Annotated in this window: 15 protein-coding genes; 9 read left to right on the top strand and 6 right to left on the bottom strand. The window is 64.0% G+C overall.

Going from position 1 to position 17,535, the window contains the following annotated elements; translation table 11 throughout:
* The first annotated feature begins 92 nt into the window (after positions 1 to 92).
* The gene (locus AB0N72_RS08760) at positions 93 to 1,463 is read left to right on the top strand and encodes an L-serine ammonia-lyase (RefSeq protein WP_363932159.1); all 1,371 of its coding nucleotides are present in this window, start codon (positions 93 to 95) and stop codon (positions 1,461 to 1,463) included.
* A gap of 36 nt (positions 1,464 to 1,499) precedes the next feature.
* Here the strand turns inward: AB0N72_RS08760 and AB0N72_RS08765 are convergent, their stop codons facing one another.
* The 3 genes from AB0N72_RS08765 to AB0N72_RS08775 all read right to left on the bottom strand — a co-directional run bounded on the left by AB0N72_RS08765 (position 1,500) and on the right by AB0N72_RS08775 (position 4,045).
* A complete protein-coding gene (locus tag AB0N72_RS08765) occupies positions 1,500 to 2,663 on the bottom strand; it encodes a GGDEF domain-containing protein (protein WP_363932160.1) in 1,164 nt (387 codons plus the stop codon).
* Positions 2,664 to 2,732: 69 nt separating this feature from the next.
* Entirely contained in the window at positions 2,733 to 3,134 is a 402-nt protein-coding gene (locus tag AB0N72_RS08770) for a cupin domain-containing protein (protein ID WP_363932161.1), read from the bottom strand.
* 38 nt (positions 3,135 to 3,172) lie between these two features.
* On the bottom strand, positions 3,173 to 4,045 hold the full coding sequence (locus AB0N72_RS08775) for a helix-turn-helix transcriptional regulator (RefSeq protein WP_363932162.1): 873 nt from the start codon (positions 4,043 to 4,045) through the stop codon (positions 3,173 to 3,175).
* A gap of 129 nt (positions 4,046 to 4,174) precedes the next feature.
* Between AB0N72_RS08775 and AB0N72_RS08780 the strand changes: the two genes are divergently transcribed.
* The 3 genes from AB0N72_RS08780 (at position 4,175) to AB0N72_RS08790 (ending at position 8,940) form a co-directional block, all read left to right on the top strand.
* The gene (locus AB0N72_RS08780; RefSeq protein ID WP_363932164.1) at positions 4,175 to 5,413 is read left to right on the top strand and encodes an MFS transporter; all 1,239 of its coding nucleotides are present in this window, start codon (positions 4,175 to 4,177) and stop codon (positions 5,411 to 5,413) included.
* 177 nt (positions 5,414 to 5,590) lie between these two features.
* Complete coding sequence (locus AB0N72_RS08785; RefSeq protein WP_363932165.1) at positions 5,591 to 8,065, top strand: glycoside hydrolase family 3 C-terminal domain-containing protein; 2,475 nt, start codon at positions 5,591 to 5,593, stop codon at positions 8,063 to 8,065.
* Positions 8,066 to 8,160: 95 nt separating this feature from the next.
* Complete coding sequence (locus AB0N72_RS08790) at positions 8,161 to 8,940, top strand: isocitrate lyase/phosphoenolpyruvate mutase family protein (protein ID WP_363932166.1); 780 nt, start codon at positions 8,161 to 8,163, stop codon at positions 8,938 to 8,940.
* A 72-nt stretch (positions 8,941 to 9,012) separates the two neighbouring features.
* On the opposite strand, the gene AB0N72_RS08795 is transcribed toward AB0N72_RS08790, so the two are convergent.
* On the bottom strand, positions 9,013 to 9,936 hold the full coding sequence (locus AB0N72_RS08795; protein ID WP_363932167.1) for a LysR family transcriptional regulator: 924 nt from the start codon (positions 9,934 to 9,936) through the stop codon (positions 9,013 to 9,015).
* A 152-nt stretch (positions 9,937 to 10,088) separates the two neighbouring features.
* Between AB0N72_RS08795 and AB0N72_RS08800 the strand changes: the two genes are divergently transcribed.
* Positions 10,089 to 10,412, top strand: coding sequence for a hypothetical protein (locus tag AB0N72_RS08800; RefSeq protein ID WP_363932168.1), 324 nt, complete (start codon positions 10,089 to 10,091; stop codon positions 10,410 to 10,412).
* Between the two features lie 784 nt (positions 10,413 to 11,196).
* Complete coding sequence (locus tag AB0N72_RS08805; RefSeq protein ID WP_363932169.1) at positions 11,197 to 12,228, top strand: LLM class flavin-dependent oxidoreductase; 1,032 nt, start codon at positions 11,197 to 11,199, stop codon at positions 12,226 to 12,228.
* A gap of 4 nt (positions 12,229 to 12,232) precedes the next feature.
* Here AB0N72_RS08805 and AB0N72_RS08810 read toward each other — a convergent pair whose 3' ends face one another.
* Positions 12,233 to 12,433, bottom strand: a complete 201-nt coding sequence (locus tag AB0N72_RS08810; protein ID WP_363932170.1) for a hypothetical protein — start codon at positions 12,431 to 12,433, stop codon at positions 12,233 to 12,235.
* A gap of 128 nt (positions 12,434 to 12,561) precedes the next feature.
* Here AB0N72_RS08810 and AB0N72_RS08815 point away from each other — a divergent pair, with 128 nt between their 5' ends.
* Genes AB0N72_RS08815 through AB0N72_RS08825 form a run of 3 tightly spaced genes read left to right on the top strand, consistent with a single transcriptional unit; the run spans position 12,562 to position 15,954 of the window.
* Entirely contained in the window at positions 12,562 to 15,087 is a 2,526-nt protein-coding gene (locus AB0N72_RS08815) for a CHAT domain-containing protein (protein ID WP_363932171.1), read from the top strand.
* A complete protein-coding gene (locus AB0N72_RS08820) occupies positions 15,084 to 15,443 on the top strand; it encodes a CU044_2847 family protein (protein WP_363932172.1) in 360 nt (119 codons plus the stop codon). Before AB0N72_RS08815 ends, AB0N72_RS08820 begins: the two co-directional genes overlap by 4 nt.
* Before the next feature lie 4 nt (positions 15,444 to 15,447).
* The gene (locus tag AB0N72_RS08825; protein WP_363932173.1) at positions 15,448 to 15,954 is read left to right on the top strand and encodes a universal stress protein; all 507 of its coding nucleotides are present in this window, start codon (positions 15,448 to 15,450) and stop codon (positions 15,952 to 15,954) included.
* Between the two features lie 176 nt (positions 15,955 to 16,130).
* Here AB0N72_RS08825 and AB0N72_RS08830 read toward each other — a convergent pair whose 3' ends face one another.
* Complete coding sequence (locus tag AB0N72_RS08830) at positions 16,131 to 17,522, bottom strand: gluconate:H+ symporter (RefSeq protein ID WP_363932174.1); 1,392 nt, start codon at positions 17,520 to 17,522, stop codon at positions 16,131 to 16,133.
* Positions 17,523 to 17,535 lie beyond the last annotated feature (13 nt).

Raw genomic sequence — 17,535 nt, forward strand, 5'->3', positions numbered from 1 at the left:
CAGTCACTTCACTAATTCACGATGGACGCCCGCGCCACCAGACCCCAAAGTTGAAGGGGAACCCAGACACTCCCGCTCACTTGGAGGATCCCATGGCCCTGAGCGCCCTCGACCTTTTCTCAATCGGCATCGGCCCGTCGTCGTCCCACACGGTGGGTCCCATGCGTGCTGCCCACACCTTCATCTCCGCACTGGAGCAGGATCGAAAGCTCGACGCCGTGGATCGCGTTCACGCCGGACTGTTCGGTTCGTTGGGGGCTACTGGAAGGGGACACGGCTCGGACAAGGCTGTGATCCTTGGCTTCATGGGCGAGCTCCCTGAAACAGTGGACCCCATGGCTGCGGACGGCATGGTTGCCGAAGCAACGGAGGCCAGGAAGATCCTTCTGGGCGGGCGGCGCATGGTCTCCTTCAACAGGGCGAAGGACGTTGTGCTGCACATGCGCCAATCCCTGCCTGCACACCCCAACGGCATGCGCTTTCAGGCCTTCGATGGCCAGGGAAACGTTGTGTCCGAGCGGGTGTTCTACTCCGTGGGCGGCGGGTTCGTGGTGGACGAGGACGCCGTGGGCAAGGTTGCGCAGGACAACGTCACCCTGCGCTACCCCTTCAGCAATGCCGAGGAATTGCTCGCCCACTGCGACCGCGAGGGCCTTGCCATCAGCGACATCATGCTCGCCAATGAAAGCGCCTGGCGCAGCAAAGAAGACACCCGCGCCGAACTCCTGCGCATCTGGGAAACCATGAAGGAGTGCGTCTCGCGCGGCTGTAGCCGCACGGACGAGCACCTGCCCGGAAACCTGATGGTCCGCCGTCGTGCTCCCCGGCTGTTTGCGGACCTGCAGACCAAAGACGACACCAGCGATCCTTTGCGCGCCGTGGATTGGGTGAACCTGTTCGCCCTGGCCGTGAACGAGGAGAACGCCACGGGCGGCCGCGTTGTCACCGCGCCCACCAACGGCGCGGCCGGAATCATCCCCGCAGTCCTGCACTACTTCATGAAGTTCACGCAGGGGGCAACGGAAGAACACGTGGTCCGGTTCCTCCTCACGGCCGCGGCGATCGGCGTCCTTTTCAAGACGAACGCTTCCATCTCGGGCGCCGAGGTGGGCTGCCAGGGCGAGGTCGGCTCCGCCTGCTCCATGGCCGCCGGCGCGCTATGCGAAATCCTGGGTGGCACGCCCCAGCAGGTGGAGAACGCGGCGGAAATCGGAATCGAGCACAATCTCGGCCTAACGTGCGACCCTGTCGGCGGCCTGGTGCAGATTCCGTGCATCGAACGCAACGCCATGGCCAGCAACAAAGCCATCAACGCCGCGCGGATCAGCCTCCGCGGTGACGGCATCCACCACGTCTCCCTGGACACCGCCATCAAGACCATGCGCGAAACCGGCGCGGACATGAAGAGCAAGTACAAGGAGACGTCGCGGGGAGGCCTGGCGGTCAACGTTATTGCTTGCTGATTACCTGGTCCGATTGCGAGGACACGTCCAGCCACCTCACGCGGCCGGCGTCGGATCCAGCGGGCCGTCTGCGATGTACGCGCGGTTCCGTCCCGCGGCTTTAGCTTGGTAAAGGGCTGCGTCCGCCGTCTGGATCAGCTGCCCCAGGTTCGGGCCCACCGTTGGGGTGGACGAAATTCCATAGCTGACCGTGGGGAAATCCAGACCGTCCGGTGCCGGAGCAGCCGCCAACCGCCTGCTGATCTCACCGGTAATGGCCTCCGCGGTGACCTCATCCGCGCCGGGCAGCAGGATGACAAATTCCTCCCCGCCATACCTCGCCACCAAGTCTGTTCTCCGCAAGGAGCCTTTGCACGCCACCGCAAATGCGCGGATGGCAGCGTCCCCGGCGGCATGGCCGTGGGTATCGTTCACGGTCTTGAAGTGATCCAGGTCCGCCAGGACTACAGCGGCCGACTGGCCCGATGTTTGCAGCGAAGCCAACTCCCGCTCGGCCGACTCCATGAACGCTTGGCGGTTCAGCAAACCTGTCATGCCATCGCGCATCGCCCGCTCATTGAGCCTCGTGATCAGCTGGTGGTTGTTGAGCGCGGTCATGCTGAACGAGACCAACACCAAAAGCATTATCAGCAGCAGGCAGGTCACCGCCGGCCCGAAGACGGTATGCAGGATTTCGCTGCCGGGCCCCGCCACCGAATAGACAAGGATCCGGCAACCGAAATAGGCAACCAGGACAATGGCCACAACCAGCAGCGGCCTGTGCGCTTGGGAAGCCTTTGACTTCAGCAAGGCGAGTTCCCTGGCGGCGAGCGCCATCCCGGCCCCCATGAAACTGAAGTAGACCAGCCCACCCGGCCACGCGCCGTCGACGTTTGTTTCCACGAACGCCGCCGCCGCGGTGATGCCTGCGGGAACAAAGAAGAACCACCATGCTGTCTTGAAGCCCCGCAAGGAGCGGAATCCAGCCCACACCCCGTAGGCGCCGGCAACCAACAGTGCATTGCCGAAAGGGTTGGCAGCCCAGCTCCAGTCGGTTTCCTTCAACGAATATGCGCCGTTACCTGCCAACCAGCATCCCAACGCAGCGGACCAGTAGGCACTGTAGAGCGATCGCGTCCTCCGGTAAGACCCCAGGAAAAGCACCCACAACGTCAACGTCACAACAGCAAGAGCCAGTTTCAGGCTCAGTAAATCCAACATCGAATCCCCCCATTCACCGGCCAGCCTAAAGCCCAACCGGTGAACGTTCGGGACACGACGCGGGGAAAGTCAGGCGATGGCCCCGTATTCCTGGTCCGAGACGTGCTCGAGCCAGGTCACAACCTCTCCGTTCTGGTCGGCCTCCTGCATGGCGACGTGTGCCATGAAGCGGTCCGGGGTGGCGCCGTGCCAATGCTCCTCTCCGGGTTCGATGTAGACAACGTCGCCGGGGCGAATCTCCTGTACCCCAGCGCCCCGCGTCGCCACCAGACCTATTCCGTCCGTGACGTACAGGGTCTGGCCATTGGGGTGGTGGTGCCACGCAGTCCGCGCCCCGGGGGCGAAGCGAACGTGGGCACAGCCGACGGCGGATTGCTCGTCCGGGGTCCTGACGTTGTCGATCTGTACAGTTCCGGTAAACCATTCTTTGGGGCCGGCCGCTGTCCGGCCGCCGCTCCTCGTGTATTTCATGCCTGGCTCCTTGGGTTGATACGGGATTGGGGGCTGCTTCAGCCCGCGGTGGCTTTTTCGACGACGTTCTCGGTCGCAGCCCAGGACGCAAGGAGCTTCAAGCCTTCCTCGCTGGCACTCCCGGGCACGGCTGGGTAGACGGTGATGTGGAGGCCGGTGTCCTCGTCGAGTTCCAGTTGCTGATACGTGAGTTCGAGAGACCCCACCACTGAGTGGTGGAAATTCTTCATTCCGGACCGGTGGCGTCGGACATTGTGCGCGGCCCACAGCGTCCGGAACTCCTCACTCCGCATGGAGAGCTCTCCTACGAGTTCGGCGATGGCCTTGTCGTGGGGAAAGCGGCCCGCGTGGCGGCGCAGGATCTCCACGTTGGTGTTCGCAGCGCGGTTCCAGTCCGGGTAGAACTCCCGCCCACGAGCGTCCAGGAAGATGAACCGGGAATGGTTCGCAGGTCCGGCGGAACTGCGGAAGAGATCGAAGTACATGGCGTAGCCCAGTGCATTCGCTGCCACCACGTCCAGGCGGTTGTTGGAGATCAAGGCCGGCGCTCCTGTGATGGAATCCAGGAAGTATTGAAGAGCCGGATCGATCGTGCTGGCGGCTTTCTTCACCCTCACCCGCCCACCTCGGTTGGCGGTCCGGGCAAGATCATAAAGGTGGTCGAGTTCAGCGCGGTCCAGCTGCAACGCCCCGCCGATGGCGTCAAGCACGCTGTCAGAGACCCCGGAGAGATTTCCGCGCTCCAACCGGATGTAGTAGTCAACACTGACGCCGGCAAGACGTGCCACTTCATCGCGGCGAAGGCCGGTGACCCGGCGTCGGATGCCGAATGCTTCGATGCCTGCCTGCTCAGGTGTGATGCGTGCGCGGCGGGACATCAGGAACTCCCGCACTTCCGACCGATTGTCCATGCCCACCACGTTACGGCCCCAGTTGCCCGTGGTGAGAGGTTCTGTTGGAACCCGTATAAATGGGGCCTCCCAGCTGCCTGCCGGGCCGTGGTCCGATGGATTCAAGTTGTTCACCTGAGAGGTCAATCCATGTCAGCAGATACACCCACCGTCACGCATAGCGCACCCAAGGAAGGCGCACGCCCAGAGGGCGCCCACACCGTCAGCCGCTGGGGAGGCGTGTTCGCCATGTCCTTCGGAGCGTTTGCCGTTGTGGCGTCCGAGTTCATGCCCGTCAGCCTCCTGACTCCCATGGCCCGGGACCTTCAGGTTTCCGAAGGGCTGGTGGGTCAGGGCATCGCGATCTCCGGGCTGTTCGCCGTTCTCACCAGCCTTTCGGTTTCCACGGTGGTCGGCAGAATGAACCGGCGCACGCTCCTCATCGCGCTGACTGCGTTGATGGGTGCTTCAGGGGCCCTGATTGCGCTGGCTCCGGGGTACCTGCCGTTCATGGTGGGCAGGGCATCCATCGGCATTGTCATCGGCGGTTTCTGGTCCATGTCCGCAGCTACCGCCATACGGCTGGTGGCGCCGTCGAGGGTCCCGCGCGCCTTGGCGATAGTCAACGGCGGCAACGCCCTGGCCACCGTTCTGGCCGCACCCCTTGGCAGTTACCTGGGCTCGTTTATCGGGTGGCGGGGCGCATTCCTCTGCCTTGTGCCCATCTCAGCGCTGTGCGTGGTGTGGCTCTGGATTTCCTTGCCGTCGCTGGCGGCCCCGGCGGTTGGGAACAGGACCAAGGCCCGTGACATCCTCACCATCTTCACGGCCTTCAAAGATAGAACTGTGGCGTGGGGCATGGCTGCCTGCGGGACGTTCTTCATGGGCCAGTTCATCCTCTTCACCTACGTGCGGCCCTTCCTGGAAACCGTGGCCCACGTGGAAGCGACGGTCGTGTCGCTGGTTCTGCTGGTCATGGGCGTATCCGGGTTCGCGGGGACCATCCTGATCGGCCGGTTCCTGGGACCCGGCCTCTACCGGACCCTCATGGTGATCCCCGCGGTCATGGCCCTCGTTGCACTTGCGCTGATACCGTTCGGTGCCGTGTTCGCCGTCGTCGTTGTTCTTCTGGCCCTGTGGGGCCTGCTGGGCACCTCCGCGCCCGTGGGCTGGTGGAGCTGGGTGGCGCAAGCGATGCCCCACAACGCCGAACAGGGCGGCGGGCTCATGGTGGCTGTCGTCCAAACATGCATTGCCCTGGGATCCACTGTTGGCGGAGTCTTGTTCGACTCGATGGGCTTTGAAAGCACGTTCTTGGCCAGCGCCGTGGTTCTTGTGGTGGCGGCGTTCCTGGCGTTCCAGACGAGGCAACAGGCGCGGACGGTGTAGCCGCATCATGGCACCCTGAACGGCGCATGCTGTAAATTTGTGGTGAACGTAGGCAGACGCAATCCATTCGGTGGGCCTGCTCGCAGCGGTCAACATATCGCGAACCCCACCGAGCCTGATGCGGCCGCGCAATATTCTCCAAAGGCGGCCCGCAGAATATTGCGAAAGGTGCCGCCCGTGCGTACAAATCCCGTTCCCCCTTCCGAGCTGCTCGAGCAGGAAATCACCGCCAAGCTGGCGCGCTTGGACCTCGAAGCCAAAGTGCGCCTGTTGTCCGGCAAGGATCACTGGAGCACCTACGCCGACGAATCGATCGGGCTGCGCCCCCTGATTCTCTCCGACGGCACCGTCGGAATCCGCGGCGTGCGGTGGACCGAAACGGATACCTCCATCAACATCCCATCGACGACGGCGGTAGCAGCCACGTTCGACCCCCAGGTGGCGGTCTCCATGGGCAGCGTCATCGGCGCCGAAGCGCGCCGCAAGGGTGTCGACGTCGTACTGGGTCCAGTGGTCAACCTGCAGCGCACTCCCTACGGCGGACGCCACTTCGAAGCGTTCAGCGAGGACCCCTACCTCACGGCCGTCATGGGGGCGTCCATGGTCCAGGGAATCCAGGCTGAAGGGCCCGCAACCACGGCCAAGCATTTCATCGCCAACGAGGCCGAAACCGACCGGATCAATTCCAACTCGGTGGTGCCGGAGCATGTGCTCCGCGAGGTTTACCTGGCTCCGTTCGAGGCGATCGTCAAGGCCGGCGGCCTGGGCGTCATGTCCTCGTACAACCGGGTCAACGGGACTCCGGCGGTGGAGTCGGACCTCGTGACGGACGTACTTGAGCGCGAATGGGGCTTCGACGGTTTGGTGGTCTCTGATTGGGGAGCCATCCGGACAGTGGAATCAACGGCACGGGGCGGTACCGATCTGGCAATGCCCGGCCCCAGGACGGCGTGGGCCGACGGTCTTCTGGACGCCGTCCGCCAAGGACGGGTCCCCGAAGCCGCCGTCGACCGGAAGGTTCTCCGCTTGCTGCGACTGGCCGGCCGGGTCGGGGCCTTGGACGGCATCGCGCCCCTGGTGGACCGCGAGGCACTTCCCACCCCACCGGCGGCAGAATCACCGGAGGTGCGTCGCCTCTTGCGGGACACCGGGGCCAAGGGGATGGTCCTGCTGCGAAACCAGGCGCAAGCCCTGCCGTTGACGACGGCGGCGCGCAAGATCGCCGTCGTCGGTCCTTCCGCGGTACTGCCGCGAACCAACGGTGGGGGCAGCGCTGCGGTCATCGCGCCGCGGGCGGTGCCGCCGCTGGAGGCACTGCGGGCGGCCTTGCCGGATACCGTGTTCCATTACTCCGAAGGGGTCCGCCCCAACACCTTGGTGAAGACCCTGTCCGCTTCGAACGGCAGCGCGCCCGGACGCCTGGGAGTGGTCCTCGTTGAATTCCTGGACCAGGACGGGCGGACGCTGGGCAGCGAACCCCGGGACCGTTGCGACACCCTCACCTACGGGATGGGTTATCCGGATGGCGTTGCCGAGGAAGCCGTCAAGGCCATTCGGGCAAGCACCCGCCTCACAGTCGACGCGCCTGGCGATTACGAGTTCGCTGCCGCTGGCGTGGGGCATGCGCACGTGACGATCGACGGCGCCACCCGGTTCGATGGTCAGCTCATCCCCATCAACGCGGACGCCGTGGTGGGCATGTCCCTGCCGCCCCAAACCGTGGTGGAACTGTCCATGACGCCGGAACAAGCCGTGGACGTCATCTTCACCTACACGCCAGCGCCCCGGACCGTGGCATCTTTGCGTCTTGGCTTTGACTCGGTGGCTCCGGACGCCGATCGGCTCATCGCGGAGGCGGTGGAGTCCGCCCGGGACGCGGACTGCGCAGTGGTCTTCGTGGGGACGGGCCCGGAAGACGAGGCTGAAGGTTTTGACCGGTCCACCCTCGCCTTGCCGGGCCGGCAGGATGAACTGGTGGCTGCAGTGGCCGCTGTGAGCGCGAAGACCATCGTGGTGGTGAACTCCGGAGCCCCGGTGCTCCTGCCGTGGCGTGGTGACGTCGATGCCATCCTCCTCACCTGGTTCGGTGGCCAGGAAATGGGCTGGACTGTGGCGGACGTACTGACGGGCTCGTCAGAGCCCGGCGGCAGGTTGCCGGTTACCTTCCCCTCCAGCGAAGAGGGGCTGCCTTCGCCACAGCCGCAGAATGGCGACGTGGTTTACGGCGAGGGACTGGATATCGGATACCGGGCAGGAGCGGCTACCCAAGCCGCGTATGCATTCGGACATGGCCTGGGCTACGGACAATGGAGCCTCTCGGACCTGGAAGCGGAGGCGCAGGAAGACGGGGTTGCAGTCACTGTCCGCATCACGAACCACTCCAACCGGGCCTCGCGGGAAGTGGTTCAGGTGTATCTCTCCCGCAGCCAAAGCCGCGTGGACAGGCCCGGGCTCTGGTACGCGGGGGCTGCCGTTTCCGAGCTTCCGGCCGGTGTCGGGGAGACGATTTCCATCACGATCCCCCGGCGCTTGTTCGAGCACTGGGATACGGCTTCCGGCTCATGGTCCCTTGAGCCCGGCATTTTCCGCCTCCACGCAGGAACGTCCAGTGCCGAGCTGCCTCTGGGTATGGACATCGCGGTGGGCTCTTGAAGTCCCTGTTTGACCGTTGTGTTTGCCTACGGCAGATGCCTTGCGTCTAGGCTGAACCTGGCACCAACTCCCTACCGAGGATGACGGAGAAAACCATGACCGAAACACCCACGAGTACACGCGCGGAACAACTGAAAGCCCTGCACGAAGCTCCCGAGATCCTGAGTGTGGTCAACGTTTGGGATGCAGTGAGTGCCACCGCGGTGGCCGCACTCCCCCAGACCAAGGCCATTGCCACCGCCGGGCACTCCATCGCTGCGGCTCTTGGCTACAAGGACGGAACCATGCCGTTGGACGTGGCACTCAGCGGCGTGGAGAGGATCGTCAAGGCTGTAGACCTGCCGGTCACCGCAGACCTCGACGACGGATATGAGGACCCTGCCGAAACGATCCGTCGTGCGATTGGCATCGGAGTTGTGGGCGCCAACGTTGAGGACCGCTTGCGGCCGTTCGAGGAAGCAGTCGCCCGCGTCAAGGCGATCATTGAGGCTGCCAACGCGGAAGGTATTCCGTTCCAGCTGAACGCACGCACTGACGCCATAGTCCGCGGCGGTGATCGTCCCATCAAGGACAGCATCGACGACGCCATCGCGCGGGGCCGCGCATTCCTCGACGCCGGTGCCGCGCTGGTTTTCGTGCCCGGCGCACTGAACCGCGAGACCATCGAGCCACTGGTTGAGGGTCTCGGCCACGGCAAGCTCTCCATAATCGGCGCTCCCGGAGCGCTGCCTGCTGCGGAGCTCCAGGAACTCGGCGTGGCCCGCGTTTCCTACGGTCCATTCACCCAGCGGGTGGCCCTCCGTGCCCTCCAGGATCTGGCCTCTGACCTGTACGGATCAGGCGTCATCCCGGCGGACACCCCGGCGCTGAACTAGCTCTCAGCCGTCCCGGTCCGCCCTGGCGGGTGGACCGGGGCCGGGCCTGGACTGCGTTGCCGACGAGCTCTTTCAGGGAGTGGACCGGGTGTCGAAGGCGGCCGCCGATTCCCGCAGGAGACGGGCCACCGTGTCCAAGGGAAGGCTTGTTGGCCGCCGTCGGTCGAACCGGCGAAGGGCAATGTGCCTTGTCCCCAATCCCGGGACGTCAAGGATATCCACCTGGTCCTGGACTACGCCCGTCAATGCCAAGGTGGGCACAATGGCAACGCCTTCGCCGGCAGCTACCAATGCCAGGGCAGTGAGCGTGTCCTGGTACTGGTGAATCGTCTCGATATGGGCACCCGTCGAATGGCGGAGGCGCCCGAGCACGGCAACGTTGGCTGCGGAAGGTTCAACCCCCAGCCACGGCAACGGCAAGCGGCTCAAATCAAGGTTGTCCGTAGTGAGCAGGGATCCCGCGGGCACCACCAGTTTCCATGGTTCGTCCAACAGGGGCTCTTCCACCATTCCGGCTGCAAGAGGGCGTTGCCCGGACGTGGTCGAATCGTGTTCAACCACCACCGCGTCCAGCTGGCGCTGGCGGAAAAGCCGCATCAACGCCGGGAAGCTGTCCTCGACCAGCTGGATCTGCAACTGGGGGTACTGAGTCCGCCACTCAGGAAGACGCGGGATCATCACAGTTCGCATGAAGCTGGTGAATCCGCCCACCCGCACAACACCGGCCACCTCAGCCTGCCCCTGCATCCTGGAGCGCGCCACATTGAGGGCCCTCTCGATTTCCTCCCCGGCCTCCGCCATGGCCAAACCGGCCGGCGTCAGAACGGAACCTTTGGGGGTCCGGAGGAGCAACGCCTGGCCCGCTTCGTTCTCCAACTTGGTGAGTTGTTGGGACACTGCCGACGGCGTGATGCGCAGTTCGTCGGCAGCCGCGAGGACCCCGCCAGTACGGGCAACGGCGAGGAGCACAAGCAGGCGACGAGGGTCCATCTCCATGTTCAGAGATTCTAAATACGGGCTTCAGAATAATGCAATTGAACTAAAGACATCCATCCTCCAGAATTTAGTTCATAGCCGCAGTCTGCGGCCGGAAAACCCCTCAACGCCACGCGCGCTGGCCTTGCGCCCAAACCCTGGAAGGACGTGCAATGGAACTGCTTTGGGAAATTGTTGGATGGACAGGTGCCGCTGCGATGCTTGGCGCCTTCACGGCAGTATCCATGGGTTGGCTGAAGCCGGGAATCAGTTTCCAAGCCGTCAATCTCTTCGGCGCGTGCGCTTTCATCATCAACGGCTTGCTTCACGGCGCGTGGCCTTCCGTTGTCACCAACATTGCATGGTTCCTCATCTCCACATTGGCCATCCTGCGCATGCGGTCCAAGCAGCGGGAGTCGGTTGTTGTTGAGATGAAGACCTACCCAACAACGGACACGGGCACCCAGATAGTGGTGCCCGCCGCCAACTGCGCCTAGTCCGTCCACGCCAGTCGCTATGTACGGAGTGTTCAACCGGTCATTCCAGGAGAACGAGCGCTTCACTGAGGTGGCCTGGGGATTGAGCGAGATCCGCACCTTATGCAGCTACATTTGCACCCAAAAAAAGTTGGGGCGGGCAAGGAGTGCGTGATGCTCTCGACTTGCCCGCCCCATGTTACGGGTAATGCACTGGCCGTCTCAAGCTGTCGACAACCAGGTACTGCTGGTGATGCGCTGGCCGTCTCAAGCTGTCGACAACCAGGTACTACTGGTACTGCACTGTCCGTCCCCTACTGCTTGACGGCCCGGTACTACTGGTACTGCACTGGCCGTCTCAAGCTGTCGACAACCAGGTACTGCTGGTACTGCTCTGTCCGTCTCCTACTGCTTGACGGCCCGGTACAACTGCAACGGTGCTTCCCCCGAAACAGGCAACTACAGCTACTTTGAACCCGGGGGAACTTCCGTTCACTTTTTGTTGCGAGAAAAAATATAGTCAGGCACCGGAATCTCGTCAAGTGGCCTTGAACGCTCTGAATCAGGTCCTCCCTGCGTGGGCTCGACACCTCCCTGGCAGGACACCAAACACCACCGCTGGCCAGCGTTCCATATGGGACACACCCCAGCTGCGCGTGACACGGAATTGGCGCAATCCCTGTCCTGGGCTGCATCGAACAGCGGCGTCCCATCACACAAAGTAACCTCCCGCCGTCGTCGTCAGACCCACCGCATAGGGTGAGCGATAAGCGCCGAGCGACAGAGACCGACAGAGAAGGAAGCCATGCCCACCCCAGACCGCCCGCTTCGCAAACTTGGATTCCTGACCATCGGCCTGTTCGATCCCGTGGACCCGGCCGCAGGGCACCGCTCAACCTTGGAGATCATTGAGCTCGGCGAACGGTTGGGGTTCGACAGTGCCTGGTTGCGCCACCGGCACCTGCAGTTTGGAATCTCATCTCCGGTTGCGGTGATGGCCGCGGCTAGCCAGCGGACGTCGAGGATCGAGCTTGGCACGGCGGTCACGCCGCTGGGTTGGGAGAATCCCCTGCGCCTGGCTGAAGACCTGGCCACGGTGGACCTGCTCAGCGGGGGTCGCATCAATCCGGGAGTCAGCGTCGGTGAACCCATGCATTACGACACCGTGAAGCATGAGCTTTACCCGGATTCAGGCGACACCGAGGACTTCAGCTACGCCCGCGCGGAACGGTTTGCCCGGCTGGTCGCAGGGGAAAAGGTCCGGGAGTTTTCCGGTAAGCAAGGCGTGGTGGAGGAGTTCTCCAACCGGGTGGAACCCCACTCTGCGGGCCTGCGGGAACGCCTCTGGTACGGAGCGGCCAGCCTGAAGTCAGCCACGTGGGCCGGCGGGAACGGCTTCAACCTGCTCACCAGCAGCGTGATGTTCCCTGGACCTGACGAGGAACCGGACTTTGCCGCAGTCCAGCAACGGCAGATCCGGGCTTTCCGTGAGGCGGCCGCCGCCAAGGGCCACAGCACAGCACGCGTCTCACAAGGCCTGGTGGTAATTCCCACGGACTCCGCAACGAACGTCCAGCGGGAAAAGTACCAGCGCTACGTCGATGAACGCACTCCCCGCACCAGTGCACCCCAAGGACCAAAGCGCATGATGTTCGCGCGGGACCTCATCGGCACCAGCGACCAGATCGCAGAGCAACTCTACGCACACAAGGGCTTCCAGGAAGTGGACGAGGTAGCCTTTGCGTTGCCGTTCAGCTTCGAGCATGAGGACTACGTGCAGATCCTCACGGACATCGCGGAGAAGCTGGGGCCAGCGCTGGGCTGGACACCCGCTTAGGGCCTCAATCCACGAACTCGGACTGCGTCTGGATGAAGTCCCAATCGGCCGTGGTCAGCACGCCGCTGACCTTGTCCGGATGGGGACCGCCGGCCTCGGCGATGTGCTGCAGGACCTGCAGGGGAAGTTCATCCACGCGCAGGTTCTCGCGCAGCCATTCCTTGCTGTCCATGTGCAAATCCAACCACCACATGTAAATTTCCACCGCAGGACCACCTTCCGTCGATTAACGGTAGGCCGCGTCAGTTGCAGCTTCAAGGGTTGTACCCGAAACCCCTTGTGAGGTAGCCGGAGTAGGGCCAATCTGTACGTAGGAACCACAAGGGACCCGCGATGGACTGTGACATCGAGCTGGAAATCGACTCCGGCTCTGCACGCGGTGAATATACGGTGCACGTGGTCCGTGCGCCGGCGGGCGGCCACGCGTCGGGCGCTTTCACGCTGGACGTCGACGGCATTCAGGACCGCTTGCCCCAACTCGAAGCGACTGTCCTGGCTTCCGCCGTTGCCGCCCGCCGGACCTTGCCCATCGCCGAGGCGGCCGTCCGGGAAGTAGGGCAGGAACTCTTCCAGGCGCTCTTCACCCGCGAGGTGTACGGGACCTACCGGGCCAGCCTCGGCGCGACTCAGCATTCGGGCCAGCAACTCCGCGTTGTTCTTCGGCTCGCGGCTCCCGAGCTGGCCATGATGCCGTGGGAGACCCTGTTCGACCCGGGAACTGAGACCTACCTCTGCCAAACTGAACCGCTCATCCGCCACATTCCTGCACCTGACTACAACCAGAACCCGCTGGATGTCGCGCCTCCGCTGCGGATTATGGGCATCGTCGCCTCCCCACGCGACCTTCCTGCCCTCGACGTCGAGACCGAGAAGGAACACCTCAGCAGGGCCTTGGCCGGACCCATCAGCGAGGGCCGCGTGGAACTGGTGTGGTCCAAAACCGGGACCTGGGACGATATCCAGTCGATGCTCCTCGCCGGACCCTGGCATGTGGTGCATTTTGTTGGCCACGGCGATTACGACCCCCGCACCGATGAAGGCCGGATTGCCTTGGTCGGGCAGGACGGGCGCGCGGCAATGGTCCGCGCTGTCCGCTTGATGGCGCTGCTCAGCGTCGCTTCCCCGAGGCCACGGTTGGTGGTGCTGAACTCCTGTTCCTCGGGCGAAATGGGCCAGACAGACCTCTTCTCCGGCACGGCCGCCGCGCTGGTCAGGAGCGGGATCGGCGCTGTTGCCGCCATGCAGTTCGCCATCAGCGACAACGCCGCCATCTCCTTCTCCCATGGCTTCTACGCCGCGATCGCCAACGGCCGGACGGTAGACGAAGCCGCGCGCGTCGGCCGTATCTCGGTCATGGCCAGCCCCGACGGCACCCTCGAATGGGTCACCCCCGCCCTCTACGTCCGGGGCGGCTCCACCCAGCTTTTCACCCTCACAGGCCCACCGCGCGCGCCCTCCCCAGCGGAAACAACGACGCCGGTACGCACCGTGGCAGGCCTTGGAACCTTCCGCGCGGAGGACCCGACGCCGGTGGCCGGCTCAGTCGGTTCAGGCACCTCCCGCGTGGATGGCCACGCGCCTACCATGCGCCACGCCCAGCTCCGTGCTTTATACGTCCAGGCCTCCGCCGAGTTGCGGGCACGGCGGTTCGAGCAGGCCGTTGAGCTGTTCAACGACCTCCTCACGTTGGAACCGGGCTACCGCGACGCCGCGAACCTCAGGGATTCTGCGGCTAAGCGGCTGGAACTGTCCCGGATCTACCGTGATGCCTTGGCCGCGGAGGAGGCCGGTGACTGGTTGGGCGCCGCAGATGGGTTTGCCGCCGTCCAGGACGACCCCAGCTATCCGGACGCCGCAGCCCGGAAGCAGGATTGCGAGCGAAAGCAGCGCATCTCCGATCTGCAGGGCGAGCTGCGTTACCACTCTTCGCTGGGTTCGTGGGAGACAGTGCTGGATGTCTCAAGGGAGTTGGCAACGCTGGATTCCGCCGCCGCCGATCCCGATGGACTGGCTACCGCAGCCCGCGCGGAGATGGAGCGGGCCGAAAGGGAAAAGGTAAAGCCAGTTGGAACCGCCGAAGAACGGCAGGCTCCGCGCGGCTCGTACACGGCCTTCGACCCTCCGGAACTCCCCCGGCCACGCCAGCATCAGGCCCCGCAGGCGGCACCGCCACAACAAGCACCCGCACAATCAGCACGCCCACAAGTGGTGACCCCGGCGCAAAGCCACACCAGCCCACCCGGGCAAGCACCGCCGTCGAGCCCTGCACCCCACCCGCCGGAAGCGGCCGTGGCGTGGAAGCCGCTCATGTGGGGAGGAGCCGCCTTGGCGGTCGCCGGCGGCGTCGGAGCGGCATTCATGGTGTTCTTCCTGTGGTTCGACGAGAACTCCTGGCAGGACAACGGCGGCGACATCGTGCTCAGGATCCTTTACGGCCTGGTGGCTCCGCTCGGGTACTTGCTCATCCTGGTGGCGGGCGTGCCGGACCAGTCATCCCAAGCCCGCCTGGCGATGAGCGGCGTGGTGATTTCGCAGGCCGTGTTCGGTTTGGCCGGGCTGAACTACACGGTGGAAGTCACTGCCGTTGTGGCCAGCTTTGTCCTGGCCGTCTTTGGGCTGTGGGCGGGGATTCTTGCGTTCCGCGCCTGGGGCCAGTCGGGAGTGCCCTGGCTGCTGCTGTTGCCCACGGCGCTCCAGCCCATCATTTGGTTCCAAGGCAAAGGGGTTTTCATGGAGATCTGGTACATGTCGCAGGCGCTTCCCCTGCTGTTTCACCTGCTGCTTATGTGCGCTGCAGGCATTGCCTTCGCGGTGACGGCCCGTAAATTCCGACCCGCCGCAGTGGGAACCACGCCATGACGCGCCTGGTGGAGTTCGCGACGGACGACGGCGGCACGGTGGTTGTGGAGGTGGCGAGCACGGCCGGGAGTCTGGTGACGCGGGGTGGTGACCACTCGGCCGATCATTCCGGGGTTTTCGCCCGCGCCCAGCAGACGTTCCAACGTGCGCTGGAGCATGTGCGGCCAGCCGTCCAAGGTGTCATTGACGAGTTGCTCAGCCTGGAAAACCGGCCCGACGAACTCAGCGTGGAGTTCGGCATAGACCTTCATGCGGAGGCGGGTGCGTTCATTGCCTCAGCCAGCACGGCGTCGAACTTCAAGGTCCGGCTGACCTGGAACAAGCCTGTTCAACAGCCCCACACGGCGCAACAATAAGGGTATGGCTGACGAGGATTTCAGCGGCCCCATCCCTTTGGTGGTGGGCGTCCTGCCGGACCAGCACGTGGAAGTGCTGCAAACTGCCCGGACCTTGGCCGAGCAACTCGGCGTGCCGCTGGTGTGCGCCTACGTGGACGAGGCGAGTTACCTTGTTGAGTGGGACCCGTCCCGGGAGACGCACCGGATGTCGCTGCACCCGGAGAAGGACGACGCGGAGGTGGAAGCCGTCCGCGGAGATCTTGGGAAGGTCATTGCGGAGGCCATGGACGGCGGCTCTGCCGATTGGACCTTGCGGCTGTTGGCCGGGGATCCCGCCAGGGCTTTGGGGCGGCTGGCGGCAGACATCAACGCGTCCATGATCATTGTCGGTTCGCCGGAGCCTGGTTTGGGCCACCGCATATCCGAGGCCCTTAACGGTTCGGTGGCTGCGTGGTTGAGCCATCACCAGCGCCGGCCGGTCCTGATCGTGCCCCAGAAAAAGCGACACGAAGCGGCCCAGAGAAACTAAAGCGAAAGTACTTATTCGAGGTGGTGGCAATGGCGTCCCATGCCACGTAGAGTGATGAGTGCAGGAAACGAAAGCCCCTGCTCAAAGACCGCTCCGGAGTGCGTATCCCCCAATAACGCACTCCGGAGCTCTTTGTTTTAACATCCGTGGCGGCACCCGGCTTGGGTGCCGGAAGGTCACCTGACGAAGGTGTACAGCAACGCCGCCATTCCGAATCCCACGATGGACAGCACGGTTTCCAGGACAGTCCAGGTCTTCAGGGTGTCCTTGACGGACATGTTGAAGTACTTGGAGATGATCCAGAATCCGCCGTCGTTCACGTGGCTGGCGATGATGGAGCCGGAAGAAATCGCTACCACGATCAACGCGAGCTGCGGCTGGGAGTACCCGGTGGCCAGGCTCGGAGCGAGGATGCCGCCGGTGGTCACGATGGCCACGGTTGCCGAGCCCTGGGCGATGCGCATGCCCGCACTGATCACGAACGCGGACAGGATGATGGGCAGTCCGGCCTGGGACAGTGAGTCCGCGACAGCCTTGCCCACGCCAGTAGCGGAAAGCACGGCACCGAAGAACGCACCAGCGCCAACCACCAGCAGGATCATGCCAACGGGACGCAGCGAAGAGCCGGTGATTTCGCTGAGTTCCGCGGAAGTCATGCCGCGGCGAATGCCCAGCAGCCACATGGCCAGGAGTACGGCCACGGTCAGCGCGATGGCCGGATTGCCGAAGAACTGGAGAATATCGCGGAAGACGCCGGCGGGAGCAAAGATGTTGCCGAACGTGCCACCAAGGATGAGGATCATGGGCAAGCCGATGGCAAGCAGCACCAGGCCGATGGAGGGTTCGTGTCCGCGGGCGGTGTCCGATTCAGCCACGATCCGGTCTTCCGGAACGGACACCATGACGCGCTTGCCGATGTACGTGCCCCACAAAATACCGGAGGCGAACCACGCGGGGATGCCACAGATGAGGCCCATGAGAATGATCCAGCCGAGGTCGACGTGGAACAGGCCCGCAGCGGCTACGGGGCCGGGGTGCGGAGGAAGGAACGCGTGGGTCACGGACAAACCGGCCAGCAGCGGGAGTGCATACAGTGCCAGTGACTTACCGCCACGGATGGCAGCGACATAAACCAGCGGTGCCAGGACGAAGATGCCGATATCGAAGAACACGGGGATACCCAGCACGAAGCCGGTGATGCCCATGGCCAGCGGGGTGCCCTTCTCGCCGAAGATCTTCACCAGCCTGCCCAGCAGCACTTCCGCGCCACCGGACCGCTCAAGAATGGCACCCAGCACGGTGCCGAGGCCGATGATCACAGTGATGTGGCCGAGGATCCCGGCGAAGCCCTTCTCAATGAGGGCGTCGCTGCTCTTGGTGGCCGAACCGACCAGGGCCTCCACGGAGATTCCACCGACAAGGGCCACGATCACACCGGTTCCCACCAGGGCGATGAACGGTTCGAGCTTGACCTTGATGATCAGGAACAACAGCAGCGCGATGCCCGCGCCTGCCAGGAGGAGCAGGCCGGCGGTGTCGTGCCGCAGCCATTCAAGAAATTCATTCATGGGCGTTTCTTTC

Source organism: Paenarthrobacter sp. NPDC089307 (genome assembly GCF_040685055.1).
Classification (GTDB): Bacteria; Actinomycetota; Actinomycetes; order Actinomycetales; family Micrococcaceae; genus Arthrobacter.